Origin of the sequence: Nitrospira sp. (assembly GCA_030692565.1) — a bacterium.
Lineage (GTDB): Bacteria > Nitrospirota > Nitrospiria > Nitrospirales > Nitrospiraceae > Nitrospira_D.
In genome coordinates, this window is sequence record JAUYAO010000058.1 from 528825 (window position 1) to 542545 (window position 13721).

At 56.4% G+C, this 13721-nt stretch carries 15 protein-coding genes; 12 read left to right on the forward strand and 3 right to left on the reverse strand.

All coding sequences use genetic code 11. The annotated features are described in order from the left end of the window. Positions 1 to 249 precede the first annotated feature (249 nt). From Q8N04_19290 to Q8N04_19310, 5 genes are all read left to right on the forward strand, one after another. Positions 250 to 3267: a type I restriction endonuclease subunit R gene (locus Q8N04_19290; GenBank protein ID MDP3092825.1), complete on the forward strand. Its 3018-nt coding sequence runs from the start codon at positions 250 to 252 to the stop codon at positions 3265 to 3267. A 29-nt stretch (positions 3268 to 3296) separates the two neighbouring features. Then, positions 3297 to 3749, forward strand: a complete 453-nt coding sequence (locus tag Q8N04_19295) for an ankyrin repeat domain-containing protein (GenBank protein ID MDP3092826.1) — start codon at positions 3297 to 3299, stop codon at positions 3747 to 3749. A gap of 38 nt (positions 3750 to 3787) precedes the next feature. Beyond that, on the forward strand, positions 3788 to 4567 hold the full coding sequence (locus tag Q8N04_19300) for a hypothetical protein (GenBank protein MDP3092827.1): 780 nt from the start codon (positions 3788 to 3790) through the stop codon (positions 4565 to 4567). A gap of 330 nt (positions 4568 to 4897) precedes the next feature. Continuing rightward, complete coding sequence (locus Q8N04_19305) at positions 4898 to 5326, forward strand: hypothetical protein (protein ID MDP3092828.1); 429 nt, start codon at positions 4898 to 4900, stop codon at positions 5324 to 5326. 99 nt (positions 5327 to 5425) lie between these two features. After that, positions 5426 to 5851 (forward strand): hypothetical protein, encoded by a 426-nt coding sequence (locus Q8N04_19310; protein MDP3092829.1) that lies wholly within the window; start codon positions 5426 to 5428, stop codon positions 5849 to 5851. 201 nt (positions 5852 to 6052) lie between these two features. On the opposite strand, the gene Q8N04_19315 is transcribed toward Q8N04_19310, so the two are convergent. Continuing rightward, on the reverse strand, positions 6053 to 6709 hold the full coding sequence (locus Q8N04_19315) for a hypothetical protein (GenBank protein ID MDP3092830.1): 657 nt from the start codon (positions 6707 to 6709) through the stop codon (positions 6053 to 6055). A 350-nt stretch (positions 6710 to 7059) separates the two neighbouring features. On the opposite strand from Q8N04_19315, the gene Q8N04_19320 reads away from it, so the two are divergent. The 6 genes from Q8N04_19320 (at position 7060) to Q8N04_19345 (ending at position 11913) form a co-directional block, all read left to right on the forward strand. Continuing rightward, positions 7060 to 7824 (forward strand): hypothetical protein, encoded by a 765-nt coding sequence (locus Q8N04_19320; protein ID MDP3092831.1) that lies wholly within the window; start codon positions 7060 to 7062, stop codon positions 7822 to 7824. Positions 7825 to 7937: 113 nt separating this feature from the next. Continuing rightward, entirely contained in the window at positions 7938 to 8258 is a 321-nt protein-coding gene (locus tag Q8N04_19325; protein MDP3092832.1) for a hypothetical protein, read from the forward strand. Beyond that, positions 8242 to 9447 (forward strand): site-specific integrase, encoded by a 1206-nt coding sequence (locus Q8N04_19330; protein MDP3092833.1) that lies wholly within the window; start codon positions 8242 to 8244, stop codon positions 9445 to 9447. The genes Q8N04_19325 and Q8N04_19330 overlap by 17 nt, the downstream gene beginning before the upstream one ends. Before the next feature lie 463 nt (positions 9448 to 9910). Beyond that, entirely contained in the window at positions 9911 to 10090 is a 180-nt protein-coding gene (locus tag Q8N04_19335) for a hypothetical protein (GenBank protein MDP3092834.1), read from the forward strand. 493 nt (positions 10091 to 10583) lie between these two features. Beyond that, on the forward strand, positions 10584 to 10940 hold the full coding sequence (locus tag Q8N04_19340; GenBank protein MDP3092835.1) for a helix-turn-helix transcriptional regulator: 357 nt from the start codon (positions 10584 to 10586) through the stop codon (positions 10938 to 10940). A gap of 175 nt (positions 10941 to 11115) precedes the next feature. Continuing rightward, the gene (locus Q8N04_19345; protein MDP3092836.1) at positions 11116 to 11913 is read left to right on the forward strand and encodes a metallophosphoesterase; all 798 of its coding nucleotides are present in this window, start codon (positions 11116 to 11118) and stop codon (positions 11911 to 11913) included. Between the two features lie 485 nt (positions 11914 to 12398). On the opposite strand, the gene Q8N04_19350 is transcribed toward Q8N04_19345, so the two are convergent. Together Q8N04_19350 and Q8N04_19355 are read right to left on the reverse strand one after the other, a co-directional pair. After that, a complete protein-coding gene (locus Q8N04_19350; protein MDP3092837.1) occupies positions 12399 to 12917 on the reverse strand; it encodes a GNAT family N-acetyltransferase in 519 nt (172 codons plus the stop codon). After that, positions 12914 to 13207: a DUF1778 domain-containing protein gene (locus tag Q8N04_19355; GenBank protein MDP3092838.1), complete on the reverse strand. Its 294-nt coding sequence runs from the start codon at positions 13205 to 13207 to the stop codon at positions 12914 to 12916. The genes Q8N04_19350 and Q8N04_19355 overlap by 4 nt, the downstream gene beginning before the upstream one ends. Before the next feature lie 228 nt (positions 13208 to 13435). Between Q8N04_19355 and Q8N04_19360 the strand changes: the two genes are divergently transcribed. Further along, positions 13436 to 13708 (forward strand): helix-turn-helix domain-containing protein, encoded by a 273-nt coding sequence (locus tag Q8N04_19360; protein MDP3092839.1) that lies wholly within the window; start codon positions 13436 to 13438, stop codon positions 13706 to 13708. The last annotated feature ends 13 nt before the right edge of the window (positions 13709 to 13721 follow it).

The following is a 13721-nucleotide window of genomic DNA, read 5'->3' on the forward strand; positions in this document are numbered from 1 at the left end:
GGCCTTATCCCGAATAGACCATGACAGCGGCATCCCATGATTAAGCAAAGAGAAGTTTAAGAACAATAGTCTATTGCAGGTGGATTGCCCAACGCTTTGACGGAACAGGCTGTATTCCTTTGCTAAATGTCGGCGAATGACGACGTTCTAGCAAAGGACTTAACAAAGGAGTACTGGTCTGATCCGTAGTCTCAGTAGGAAATGATTGCTCTATGATGGGAGAGTGTGAGGGGCGGGAGTGATACCAGGATGAAGACCGACACCAGCGAGAAGGGCCTGGAGAGTCTTATCTTCGCGGCGATGACTGGTGTCCCGATTGAGCCTTCTTTGAAAGACCCAGTCGTCGGTCACCCCAAAGCAGTCTATGGAGGTAGCGGCTGGATTGCTGGTTCCTCTGACGACTACGACCGCGAGTTCTGTGTCGATCTTCCCCAACTTCGAACCTTTCTGATCGAGACCCAGCCGAACATCGCCGAGGCGCTTGATCTCGACCATGACAGCCCGACTCGGCGGAAGTTTTTGGCCCGGCTGCAAGGCGAGATTTCCAGGCACGGCACGATCCAGGTCCTGCGTCATGGTGTGAAGGACGGGCCGAACCATATCGACCTGTTCTTCGGCACCCCTTCAGAGGGGAATGAGAAGGCGCAGGTTCTCAATGCGGCGAACCGTTTTGTGGTGACGCGACAACTACGGTATAGCCGTGACGAAACCCAGCGGGCGCTGGACCTCGGTCTCTTTATCAACGGACTCCCCATCGCCACGTTCGAGCTAAAGAATAGCCTGACGAAACAGACGGTCGAAGACGCCGTGGAGCAGTACAAGCGCGACCGCGATCCGCGCGAGAAGCTGTTCGAGTTCGGCCGTTGTGTGGCGCATTTCGCCCTCGACGATCACGAAGTGCGGTTCTGTGCTCACCTGAAAGGAAAAGGCTCCTGGTTCCTGCCCTTCAATCAAGGCTGGAACGATGGGGCCGGGAATCCCCCGAATCCGAACGGCATCAAGACCGATTATCTCTGGAAGCGAGTTCTGACCCGCAACGGCCTCACCGACATCCTGGAGAATTACGCTCAGGTGGTGGAGGAAAAGCACGAGAGGACTGGCAAGAAGAAGGCCGTGCAGATTTGGCCGCGCTATCATCAGCTTGATGTCGTCCGGAGGCTTCTCGCGGATGCAAGGCAGCATGGCGCGGGCCAACGGTATTTGATTCAGCACTCGGCCGGAAGCGGGAAGTCCAATTCCATTGCCTGGCTCGGCCATCAGCTGATCGGCTTGCGTAAGGACGACACCCTCGTGTTCGAGTCGATCATCGTGGTGACCGACCGCCGTATTCTCGATAAACAAATCCGTGACACCATCAAGCAGTTTGCCCAGGTGGGGGCGACCGTGGGGCATGCCGAGCATTCTGGAGACCTCCGCAAGTTCATTGCCGAGGGGAAGAAGATCATCATCTCCACGGTGCAGAAGTTCCCGTTCATCCTGGAGGAAATCGGCAGCGAGCAGCGCGGGAAGAAGTTTGCGATCATTATCGACGAAGCCCATTCAAGCCAGGGTGGCCGCACCTCGGCCGCGATTAGCATGGCGCTGTCGACTGCCGGGGCCGAAGAGGACGACGAGACGACGGAGGACAAGATCAACCGAATCATGGAGGCTAAGAAGCTCCTGCCGAACGCGAGCTACTTTGCCTTCACCGCGACGCCCAAAAACAAGACGCTGGAGATCTTCGGCGAGGCGCTGCCGCCGGATGCCGAGGGGAAGGTGCGGCACCGCCCGTTCCACAGCTACACGATGAAGCAGGCGATCCAGGAAGGCTTTATCCTGGACGTGCTCAAGTACTACACGCCGGTCGAGAGCTACTACAAGCTCGTGAAAAAGGTCGAGGGCGATCCGGAGTTCGACACGAAGCGGGCCAAGAAGAAGCTGCGTCGCTACGTCGAGAGCCACGATCACGCCATCCGGCTGAAGGCCGAGATTATGGTGGACCATTTTCATGAGCAAGTGCTGGCACTGAATAAGATCGGGGGGCAGGCCAGGGCCATGGTGGTGACGACTGGCATCGATCGGGCCATCGAATACTTCCATGCTTTCCGAGACTATCTGGCCGAGCGCAAAAGTCCGCACCATCCTATTGTCGCCTTCTCAGGCGAACATGACTACGGCGGGATGAAGGTTACAGAAGCCTCGCTTAACGGCTTTCCCTCAAGCCAGATCGCGGACAAGATTCAAGAGGACCCGTACCGCTTCTTGATTTGTGCTGACAAGTTCCAGACCGGCTATGACGAACCCCTGTTGCACACGATGTATGTGGATAAGGTCCTCTCCGGCATCAAGGCGGTACAGACCCTCTCACGCCTCAACCGTGCCCATCCGCAGAAGCATGACGTGTTCGTGCTCGACTTCATGAACGACAGCGACACGATCAAAGAAGCGTTTGCCGACTACTACCGCACGACGATCCTTGCCGAAGAGACCGATCCCAACAAGCTGCACGATCTGAAGGCCGTGCTCGATGGGTATCAAGTCTACGATTCAGGACAGATCGGCCAACTCGTCGCGCTTTACCTGGGCGGGGCAGATCGGGATAAGCTCGATCCGATCCTGGATGCCTGCGTCGCTGTCTACAAAGAGCAGCTCAACGAGAATGGGCAAGTAGATTTTAAGGGAAAGGCCAAGGCCTTCACGCGCACCTATGGGTTTCTCGCTTCCATTCTGCCCTACACCAACGCCGGGTGGGAGAAATTGTCGATCTTCCTAAACTTCCTTGTGCCCAAATTGCCGGCTCCAAAGGAGGAAGATCTCTCGAAGGGGATTCTCGACGCGATTGATATGGACAGTTACCGCGTTGAGAAAAAAGCGGTGATGAAGATTCAGTTGCCGGACGAGAATGCCGAGATCGAGCCGGTGCCGACGAGTGGAGGCGGTCATAAGTCTGAGCCTGAACTCGACCGGCTCTCCAATATCCTCAAAGCGTTTAACGACCAATTTGGCAACATCCCGTGGACCGACGCAGATCGGGTGCACAAGCTGATTACCGAAGAAATCCCCGCCAAGGTTGCCGCCGACAGCGCTTATCAAAACGCTCGCCAGCATTCCGACAAACAAAACGCCCGGATCGAACATGACAAGGCGCTGGCGAGAGTCATGACCGCCGTGCTCAAAGATGACACGGAGCTCTTCAAGCAGTTCATGGACAACGAGTCGTTCAAGCGCTGGTTGACCGATACCGTTTTTCGGATCACGTATAACAATCCCCCCGGCCCTACACCCTGACGAGTATCTTTCTTTTTGGAGTGCCCATCATGAGTGACCTTCCCTCATACATTAATGACCCAGATGCTATTGTCACTGCGTCGTTTGACGGTCGGGCTGAACTAGTTCGACAATTGCTTTTAACAGGCATATCTCCAGACACCGCAGATGAGTATGGTAGTACCGGTCTTCATGAAGCAGCCAAGCAAGGAAACTCTCTCATTGCGCAAGTCTTTATCGAGGCGAAGGCCGATATTAATCGGAAAGACAAAGATGGAAATACTCCCCTGGATTTAGCACTCTACTATGACCATTCGCATGTAGTTGAATTACTCACGCATATGGGAGCAAAGAAGACGGATGGAACCTCGCCGATACAAGTGCGGGAAGAGGAAATTTATAGAGGATTTGAGGCGAAGAATGCAGTTGAGCGGTTACTTTCTCTAGTGGAAGCGAATAAGAAGTCCGACCAGGATCATGGATCTACTGGGGCACAGAACTGAACTGACTTTTTATGTAGCCCTGCGTACAGAGGCTGCCTATGCAGAAGTCCGAAATTGAGGTTGGCAAAGACTACGCCCTTCGTGAGTCTCGCAAGGCCAATGCGCCTCTTCAGCGTGTGCGCATCCTCCAATTTGTACGAGGAAAGAAATGGAAGGCTGAGTGGATCGAGCCGAACCCAGGCCTCGTCGACTACGTCGAATCTCAGAACCTCATTGTCCGATGGAAAGATCATAAGGCGTTGCTGCGAGACGAAGAACGCGAACGCCAGCTTCAGGTGCATAACGAGCAGAATGGGTATCAAGCCTCATCGCCCTTGGACAATGTCCTGGGACAGATATGTGAGTCTATAGGAGAGCCGGGCGTTAGTGGCTATAGAGGAGTCCTTACCGGACCTCCCGATTCTATAGAACGACTCAAAGTTCGTGCCCGTGTCGATCAGAACAAAGCGCATCCCTATGCGTATGTTGATCGGCACGGAATAGTCCATATTCCGTTTGCCGAAGCTCTTGAAATTGCCAAGGCATTTTGCGCTGCCGAACCGAGTACCGTGCTCGTGCCTATTGAAGCGACCGAGCGCGAATGGACTCAGAAGGCATCCCAGCCCGGAGGTGAGTACATTGTCGGCTTACTGAACGAATATAGGGCATCTTGGGCTATCATTCGACAATGGGTGGGACTGGATGCGGCCATCGCGCAGCGCGAGGCGAAGATTCAGCAACTCGAACGCCTCGTGTGGGACGCCATCTATGCCCTGCAGAAAGCAAAGCTCGATGACGAAGCTCACCGACTGCGTCGAGCTATAGAGCGCACCGTGTAGGAATTTCCCCCTTGCCTCCCTGTTGTCTATTCGGCTCGGGCCATCATCATCCATGCTGTTTTCTGCTGATTGTCCCGCTCGCCCCATACATGCACTAGGCCGTCCCAGCCGGCGCAACTGCATCGTCCTACATTCCTCATCGTGAGTGCATCCCTCGACTGATCTCCGCCGAGTCACACGCTCCCGCCATGCCATTGCTGAAAGCTCCTTCGTGCCGGGACACCAGAAGACGGGCCACCCATTGGGGCGCGTGAAGCGGTCGGGCTGAACAACAATTGCCGCGTTATCTCCGACCGCCACGCGGCACTACCCCACAGAAGGAGGTTCCCCATGGAATCCACGACCACATCGTTCACCTATTTGCGATCTAAGCTTTTGGAATGGCAGGCCAACGATCTGCTCATGCCATCCGCGGTGAGCTGGGAGCGGTTTCAAGAAGTTGCGACAGCTCAAATTCTCCCAGTGCTTCATGAAGCCAAAGAAGCCTTAGAGGATGCAGGACTGGAGGTCACGATCACCGGTCCGGACGAGGAGACCCGCAGCCTCGGGTTCTACGTCAACGACGTTGGCTTGTTTTTTTCGCCTGCAGAAGATGGCATGACGGTCTGTTTCCTGGCTCGGCGTTTCACGGGAAAGGAACAAGGCTATGAAAGCCGCTTTCTCTATAAGCGGGCAAAGCCAGAGTCGCTCCGCCGGTTGATGGAGGAGGCGTTACTGCGTCTTCTCGGGCCACGCCGAGCCAACGCCGTGAATCAGTAACGCCGAGGATGGTGACGCGAGTTTCACGGGAGAGTCGCGTCACCGTCTCCCATGCCGTTCGAGCCAACAAGAATAATGATCTGAGGAAGGAGGAGAAACATGAACGACTGCAGTGAGTTAATGGGTTTGAGAGCAGCGATCCGTGAGAGTCAGGATCGGGGGGTCTTACCGGACGACGCAGACGCAGGCCGGCGCTTTCAAGTCCTGGCGTCTGAGATCGCGGCGCCAGTTTTGAGAGAGCTGGTGAATACACTCTGTCTTGAAGGCGTAACGGCGCATCTACTAATGGCCATGGACGAGGTCACCCCGTATATCGGACTCGAAGTGGATACGCCACACACCACACTCTGGATCTATCCATCCTTGACCGACCATGAGGTGCTGACCAGTATTCAAGGTGGCCGCTATCCTCTCTATTGTAGCGTTCGGCACCTGAGCTATCGTGAGTTAACGCAGGCACATCTCGTGGCAGTTTTGGTTGAGCAATTACGTCTCGTGCTCTGTCCGGAACAACCCCTCTTGTGAGACGGGTGTTCCATGAGAATCAGTCGACCACGTATTGATGCGGAATGCATCACAGCGAAGAGTCTCATGCAGATGAGGGGGGCAGGATAATCGACCTATGGTTGCTGCCAGAGGCGTTGCCTTCGCGGATGAGCACTTTCGATTACCCTATCTAACTGACGTTGGAGAGAGGGACTGTAGTTATGGGCCAACCCTCGCCTCTTAGGGTGCCTGAATATTCTTTATTGCTTTGTCGATGACGGACAGCTTATGGCGAATGTTCGCGACCTGCTTTGTAACGCCCTGGCAATTGATCTGGGTAGTCTTGCATTCGCAGACGGCTTCTTTGTAAAGCTCCGCTGACTGGAGAAAAGCTTCATATCGCTGGTCAATAGTCCACGTTACGGTTGCCTCCCGCGTTTTGGCTCGCTCTTCTTGACGTTCTTTAGTGAGCGTCGCCTCCTGCTGTTCCCGCGGTACATTCTTCTGTTTTCGGCACTCAACTAGTTCACGCTCCATTTTCGTGTTCATCGCCCGCAATTCCGCAATTTCCTTTCCTCGATCACTCAGTTGGTTGTCTCTGTTATTTAGGAGGAGCGCCAACTCCTCATTTGTTTGCCTCAAGGGCTCAAGAGCAACATCCTTTTCATCAAGTTGCCGTTGGAGATCCTTGATGGCGGGATCACGAGGAAGTCTGGTCGTCTCCCGGACCAGGTTCACGATGGCACGCTGTGTCTCTTCAGGTAAAAGGACGAAGGCGGCACCACGGTCGTTCAGTCGAGTCGAACTGATCTTGAGCCGAGCTTGTCGGTTGGCCTCCTTCGTCTCGACCACCTCCAACAGCGCCTGCAGCTCAGGGATCAGGTGGTGCTCGCTCATCGGTCTGCTCTCCGTGGTTCCTGCCGTACCAATCCAAAACGCGTTCCACTCTATCGGCGAGTGTCCCCAGAAACATGAACTCCGGCAGCGCGTGGGGATGCCTGCCCCGGAACGTGGTTGACACCGTGTTTAGGGCTTTCCCTGCCCCTCCCCAGACCCCTCCGCCGTGCCCTGCAAGGCCAACGTTCTCCTGGTGAAAACACTGCCAACAGGTCCGCGATGTTGGCAGGACGAGCCATCCCACTTTTTGACCAGCGCGTCTCATATTGAGAAGCAGTGTTGCACAGAAGGTTTTAAGACGAGCCACCCTCGTGAGCCCCACGTGGGTCGTCAACCAAGGAGAAGGGGTTATGAAAGGACATATCGTGCTGCGGGTACTCAAGAACCGGATCGCCTATGAGGCCAATGTTCGGTACAAGGGGAAGACCATCTACATCGGGAGATTTTGTGAAGAACAGGACGCCAAGAAGGGCCAGCGTGAGGCCTACAAGCTTCTGAAGCAAGGCCAACGGCCGAGTCCCCCGCCGGTGCCGAGAATGCAGGTGGGGGATGAGGGGGTTACGTCGCGGTCCCTAATCGATGGCACGATCGTCTACGACATTAATGTCACGGTCAAACGCAAGAGGGACTCCGTGCAATCCTTTCTCACGAAAGTGGAAGCGATTGCGGCGCGGACAGCCTGGCTGGAGCACATCAATGCGGGCGATCTGACCTTCCGGCCGACCACCCAGCCGTTGCCTAAACACAAGCCGTTGGGGGCCGAGTTGAGGATGGATCCTTCCCCGCCAGCCGACATTCTGTTTGTGGACTACGCCTATCGTTGGTATCAGGCCCGGAAGGAGTTGTGGGCAGCCTGGACGCTCTATGAATATCGGTCTGCAGTCAGACGCTTCTTAAATCCGGTCTTAGAGACGGTACCTGTGATCGCTGTCAGCGAAGGCCATCTCAAGACACTGGACGCCATGCTGGCAAGCCACAAGGTCACCCAGAAACGTCGGACCAAGATTCGCCGGGCCCTTGCGAAAATTCTGCATTCGACGATCGTCGACGGGTTGCGGACGAGCCATCCAGCCTCCTACGCCTGGTGTCGCACGGGACAGGTCACACAACCATGATGACGGTATCGCTGACGCTCAACGAATTCGGTCGGAGATGGTTTCTCAGGCATGCGGGTACATGGAGTCCATCCAGAGGTCGTCGCATCCGGCGGTGTAGCCTGAGTCAAATCATGCCCTCACTTGGCTCTCTATTGCTGTCACGGCTCGATGTCGGAATGATTCAGAAGTGGCTCAACGATCTTGTGTTAAAGGAGTCAGCTGTGAGCGGTCATCTCGCCGCATATACGCTTCTGGAATTACTGGAAGCGGCCCACGCCCAGAGCCTGGTGTCGACGGATCAGATCGCCCAGTGTCGAGAGATGCTGTCCTACCCCGCAGTCACCGCGTTGTACAAACGAGACCGGCATACCGACGATCTCTGTGACCCTCAACAGCAGGACAGCCTCATGGATGTAGGAGAAAGGGAACAAGACAATGAAACCGAAGACTAACCCCGTTTTCACTCCCGAGCACCAGGTCGTGGCGCCAGGTCGAGACGACATGCCCACGAACTCTGGTCAAGCGTCTCGTCACGAGGGGAGTGTACAGGCACAACCCGCACCCATCATCCCGCTTTTCCCGTCATCCGATGACCCCGATGAGTCAGCGGGGCGTCTCACGCCGCAGTCCACCGTGGCCGACTTAGGACTGTTTGTGAAACGTCGGTATTGGGGCGGGATGAAGCACAGTGCGATGGTCAACTACACCAATATTCTCAAGTACAACATCTTTCCAGCCCTGGGCCACCTGCCCCTTGAGGCCCTTGAGGATTTGGAGCTGATTGAAGACCTCATTATCGAGTGGCGGGAGAGCGCACTGAAGCGCGGGACCATCAGTAGTCGCATTTCTGTCCTGGTCTGGCTCTACGATGCGGCCATCGCTCGGGATCTGATCAAGAAGAACCCCCTTAAGCAGGCCAGAAAGTTGTTGAAACAGAAAAAGTGGAAGAAATTTCGTGCTACCCCCTTTAGCGCCGAAGATGAGTGCCAGCTGGTGGAAGCGTTTAAAACTCTGGCACCGCGCTACCATTGCCTGTTGTTACTCTTGCTCAGGACAGGCATGCGGATTGGCGAAGCGTTGGCCTTAAAACTCGAGGACATCGATTGGAAACTGAGAAAGATCCGGATCAAGGCCACCTGGACGTGTGGGATCGAGGACACGCCCAAATACGAGTCGGACCGGGTCATTGCCATCACCGATGACCTCTTCCTCGTCTTGCAAGCCTATGTCAAATTTCTCAAGTATGAAGAACAAACCAGCTGGTTGGCGCCAACCGTCTTGCTGTTCCCGGGAAAAAACCGAGAGACCCCCCTCAGTCTCGCCGCGTTCCGACGGGACGTGTGGCAAGTCCTGCTGGCGGATCTCGGCATCCGCTATCGCCGCATTCACGACTTGCGCCATACCTTTGCCACCTCCGTCCTACTAGCTGGAGCCCGCATTGAATTAGTGAGTAGTTGGCTCGGCCATACGGATGTGGGCTTCACGTACCGGACGTATTGCCACCTGTTAGACCAAGCACATGACGAGATCGTCAAATATATCGGAGTTGCGAGTGCACGGCCCCTTCCCCTCCAGACCTGTCCCGCGTGCCGGCGCCCGCTGGACACGGATCTCTCGCCTGCCCCCTGGGCGGTCCCCTGAGCTTGACGGAACTCCATTACTACTTTGACCGTGGACGATCTGTCATTGGTGGGCAGTTCCCCACTCTGTGCCACAAGGCGGCTTGAGTTGGGGGTGCTGGGTTCTGCGGGTGATCCCATCATTTATAGGCTGCCTGCCCTTGTGGTGTGCGTCCGTCAGGCAGAGGCCATCCGCCGGCGAGGTGGAGAGCTGACACCAGGCAGACCGTGCGCCTGAGAGCCTCTCCGTTGAAACGGGCGCCCGTACGACGGCGGCGGGTAACAGGCATCCGATCATGACTCCGCAGGCCACTGGGCCTGAACGCTCACCGTGCCGGTGGGTCTGTGGACAGATTGCTACCGCGGTACCTACGCAAGAAATAGCATAGCCTGATCGAAGATCTCATTAAACGGCGGGGACTACGCATCGGCCTTAGGCGAGATGGCCCGCTCAAACGAATCACAGAACGAAAGGAGAACAGACGGTGATTACACAATTGATGGATGGTCGGTTTCGGGTGTCGGTCCGCTGCGCGGACAATAAGACTCGCTGGCGGATTTGCGCGTATGAGGGCGCTGCCCAATTCTACGAAGCGATCTTGCTGGCCGGATGGTACGACGACTTCACGGCTGTACCACGCCGGAAGCGCACCAGACATGCGTGACGGGAGCATTTTTGTGACGGCCTTGCGTGGGTTCGTCCTGCGTGATCTGCCTCCCGCCGTTGCCAGTTATTTGGAGAATGGGCGCGACCTTGTACCTAAGAAGGTTCGCGCCCAGCTCATGAAGTGAGCGCCCCGACTCTCACAACACACCCATTCCTGTGTCTGAGGAACGGGCCATGACACGAGCGGATCGTTGACGGGCGTCGCTGCGCCCCTGTCTCGCTCCCTGTTCCATATACGTCCTACCCATGCCGGAGAGCAGTGGAGTGGTTTTCGCAGTCGTGGAGTTCCGTCCCTCGTTAATATGGCTTTTAAGGCATATGCTCTCTATGCCATATTGTAGCCGTGAGTTGGATGGTTGAGTTGGCGACGAGCTTGAGCCGGAGTTCGACACGCTCCACGAAGACGTGCAAACGGAGCTTTTAGCGTTGACGCGTCTCCTTCAGCATTTCGGACCGCACGTGGGGCGGCGGAAGAAGGGAAGGGCATAACCATGGCGACGAACGTCGATGAGAAAATCAAGCCGTTGAGCCCGATCCAACGCAAGAAGGTGGAGAGCCGTGCTGCCGAGTTGATGGCCGAGGAGATGACCTTGCGTGAACTGCGGCACGCGCGCAAGCTCACGCAAGTTCGGATGGCCAAGAAGTTGGGGATCACGCAGGATAGCGTGTCGCGCCTCGAGCAACGAAGCGATCTCTTACTGTCCACGCTCAGAAAGGCCATTGAGGCGATGGGCGGGAACCTGTCTCTGATCGCCCAATTTCCAGACCGTGAGCCGGTGGTGTTATCCGGTATTGCCAAAGACGACCCGGAGTCGAAGCCCTCAGGCCGCAGACCCACGCTGGCCTAATCATGGGGCGACTGAGGGCGAGCGTCACACGCGAGCAGGATGAAGCCGAACACCGTGCCACCCCGCGAAGCTATTCCCAATAGGATCCGCCACAATCTGAAACGGATTCTCTGGTTGGCGGGTGGGGAGAGGCCCGCCCTTCTCTTCGTAGGGTCATGTACACCGTGAGGGCACCATGCGTGCGGTTTGGGTCACTGATATACATCTGGATTTCTTGAGTCACGCGGAGTGCGCGAGTTTCTTCGACTCTATCGTAGGGGACAGTCCGGATATCATCTTTGTGACCGGGGATATCTCTATTGCGCCCTCGCTGCTAAGTCATCTCGAGGCGATGAACCAGGCTCTGAATAGACCCATCTATTTTGTTCTTGGGAACCACGACTTCTATCGTGGGTCGATCACAGAGGTGCGCATGGCTGTTCGAGCACGCCTGCACGGACATCCGTTGCTGACCTATCTGCCGGAGGCCGGTATTGTTCCTCTGACTCCATCAACCGCGTTAGTGGGCCATGATGGCTGGGGTGATAGCCGGTACGGGAACTATGCGACATCCCCGGTGGAGCTGAACGACCATCGCTATATCAAGGAGCTGACGGGGCTGACATCGCCTCAACTTCAGGAACGACTAATGCGCCTAGGTGACGAAGCTGCCCTGTATCTTCGTCAGACCTTACCCCAGGCTTGTGAGCGTTATTCGCACGTGATTCTCCTCACCCATGTGCCTCCCTTTCGAGAATCCTGCTGGTATCAGGGGCAGGTGAGCACTGACGAGTGGCTCCCGTTCTTTGCCTGCCAGGCGGTTGGGGATGTGTTGCTCGAGACCATGCGGGGGAGACCGCATTGTCAGCTTACCGTGTATTGCGGGCACACGCACCATAGCGGTACCGCACAGGTGCTGCCAAATCTCACCGTCTTCACGGGTGCCGCAGAGTATGGGATGCCACAGGTGAATGCGGTGATCGAGGTTCAGTGAACGCCTCGCATTCACCCTTGTAGATACATGGCGATGGACTGCAGCCTAATTCCAGGTGCCATTGGAGATCATGAATCTGCCTTGCGACAACACCCTTTCTCCAGAGGAACGTGTCGAAGTATCCAGGCTCAGGCTGAAGACGTGTATGGGGAGCCGGGAAAAGCCGCTCAATGGCTCAATCGTTCCAATCGACTGCGTGAGAATCGGACCCCGTTGGAAGCCATTAAGACAGACCGTGGATTCCAGATGGTGCCCACGACTCTGGGGCGTATGGAGTACGTGCGTCTTCAGTTAAACTCTCGCGGGTATCGGCCTTGTGCCGATGGGCCATCCGTAATCGCTCTCTTCTCCTCAGTCGCTCCCGTTTCCTTGCCTCAGTCCCCTCGAACCTCATCCCAGAGCCAAAGACCTCAGGATCGACGGTCCCGCCCCTCTGACCGTCACAGCACCTTCACGAGCGATCGGGGCGAGCCTGCCTAATAGTCTTATTGTCCCTTCATTCCCAACATGGTGACCGCCTCGGTGACAGTAATCATGACGGTCAATGGATCGACTGGTGATGCCACAAACCCCCATTCCTCATAAAAGTGCTTCGCTGATTCCGAGAGGGCATGGACGAGAATAGCTCGGATACCGGCGATCTCCGAAGCTTGGACGGTCCGCAGAATCGCATCGCGCAGCAGGCCCGTTCCGATGCCGCGGCGTTGATGTTCCTTATCAACGGCCAGCCGGCCGAGCACCATGACCGGCAGAGGGTCCGGCATGTTGCGCCGCACGCGCCCCGTCGCTTCCACCAACGCGACGGCGCCAACGGCGAGGGTGTAGTAGCCAACGACCTTTTTATCTGCACAGACCACATAGGTGCGCGAAGCCCCGCTGGCTTCATTCTTGAGCGCGCGGCGCCGCAGCCATTCATCCAGGACCGGCTCGCCGGACTCAAAGGCGGACACGTCATGCTTCGCAGACAGTTTTTCTGGCGGACGTATTTCAGCGGGGCGGCTCATCGCTCCCAGGGTGCACGTGTGTGAAGGAGGCGTCGCAGCTTCGGATTGCTCGCCGGAGGATGGTCGAGCATCGCTGTAAATCGCTCGAATGCGTCCTTGGAGAGGGCAAAGTAGCGCCGGTCGAGCAGGACCGTTTCCGCTTCCCGGCAGACGGTTTCGAGCATGAAATCAGAGCGACTCTTTCCCAGCGCTTCCGCCGCCCGGTCGATCAGCCCTTTCTGTTTCTGACTGGCGCGCAGGTTGATCGTTTCACTTCGCCCTGTTGTCCCCGGTGCTCCCGTCTTAACCATGGCCGCCTCCTTGTGTATACGACAAGTGTACATGACCGTACACACGTTGTAAATACATGACCGGATGGGAAGATACTCCCCCTGTTGAGCCCACGGCCCGAGCCACCCTCTGAAAACACTGCCAGCAATAGCCTCAAGGTGGCAGTGTCTATGATCCCCACGACCCCTCAGTCCAACACATACTCGTTCCTAGAGGGAACATCTTCCCTACTGCGGAAGGAGCCTGTGATGTCTGACCAGAGCAGCCCATTCATGACCCTCAAAGAGGCTGCGGCCTTTCTCCGCTACTCCCCTAGCACGCTCTATCAGCGTGCGGACATCCCACGAATAAAATTACCCGGATCAAAAGACTGGCGCTATGAGAAACAAGCGCTCCTCGCCTGGGCCGCATCTGCTGTGCCCCAACGTCTTGAGCCGCAGCATGAGCCACCCCAACTTGCCGCAGAGAATCCGCAGGCACCGCGCCCGGTGCTTCGTCGCCGCAGTTCACGCTATCGCTAAAAAAGGACTCCCT

Bases quoted from the DNA above. Each gene is read 5' to 3' on its own strand.
- Q8N04_19325 (MDP3092832.1), top strand. From the start codon at position 7,938: ATGCCCTCACTTGGCTCTCTATTGCTGTCACGGCTCGATGTCGGAATG.
- Q8N04_19345 (MDP3092836.1), top strand. From the start codon at position 11,116: ATGCGTGCGGTTTGGGTCACTGATATACATCTGGATTTCTTGAGTCAC.
- Q8N04_19295 (MDP3092826.1), top strand. From the start codon at position 3,297: ATGAGTGACCTTCCCTCATACATTAATGACCCAGATGCTATTGTCACT.
- Q8N04_19310 (MDP3092829.1), top strand. From the start codon at position 5,426: ATGAACGACTGCAGTGAGTTAATGGGTTTGAGAGCAGCGATCCGTGAG.
- Q8N04_19350 (MDP3092837.1), bottom strand. From the start codon at position 12,917: ATGAGCCGCCCCGCTGAAATACGTCCGCCAGAAAAACTGTCTGCGAAG.
- Q8N04_19315 (MDP3092830.1), bottom strand. From the start codon at position 6,709: ATGAGCGAGCACCACCTGATCCCTGAGCTGCAGGCGCTGTTGGAGGTG.
- Q8N04_19300 (MDP3092827.1), top strand. From the start codon at position 3,788: ATGCAGAAGTCCGAAATTGAGGTTGGCAAAGACTACGCCCTTCGTGAG.
- Q8N04_19290 (MDP3092825.1), top strand. From the start codon at position 250: ATGAAGACCGACACCAGCGAGAAGGGCCTGGAGAGTCTTATCTTCGCG.
- Q8N04_19340 (MDP3092835.1), top strand. From the start codon at position 10,584: ATGGCGACGAACGTCGATGAGAAAATCAAGCCGTTGAGCCCGATCCAA.
- Q8N04_19320 (MDP3092831.1), top strand. From the start codon at position 7,060: ATGAAAGGACATATCGTGCTGCGGGTACTCAAGAACCGGATCGCCTAT.
- Q8N04_19305 (MDP3092828.1), top strand. From the start codon at position 4,898: ATGGAATCCACGACCACATCGTTCACCTATTTGCGATCTAAGCTTTTG.
- Q8N04_19330 (MDP3092833.1), top strand. From the start codon at position 8,242: ATGAAACCGAAGACTAACCCCGTTTTCACTCCCGAGCACCAGGTCGTG.
- Q8N04_19355 (MDP3092838.1), bottom strand. From the start codon at position 13,207: ATGGTTAAGACGGGAGCACCGGGGACAACAGGGCGAAGTGAAACGATC.
- Q8N04_19360 (MDP3092839.1), top strand. From the start codon at position 13,436: ATGTCTGACCAGAGCAGCCCATTCATGACCCTCAAAGAGGCTGCGGCC.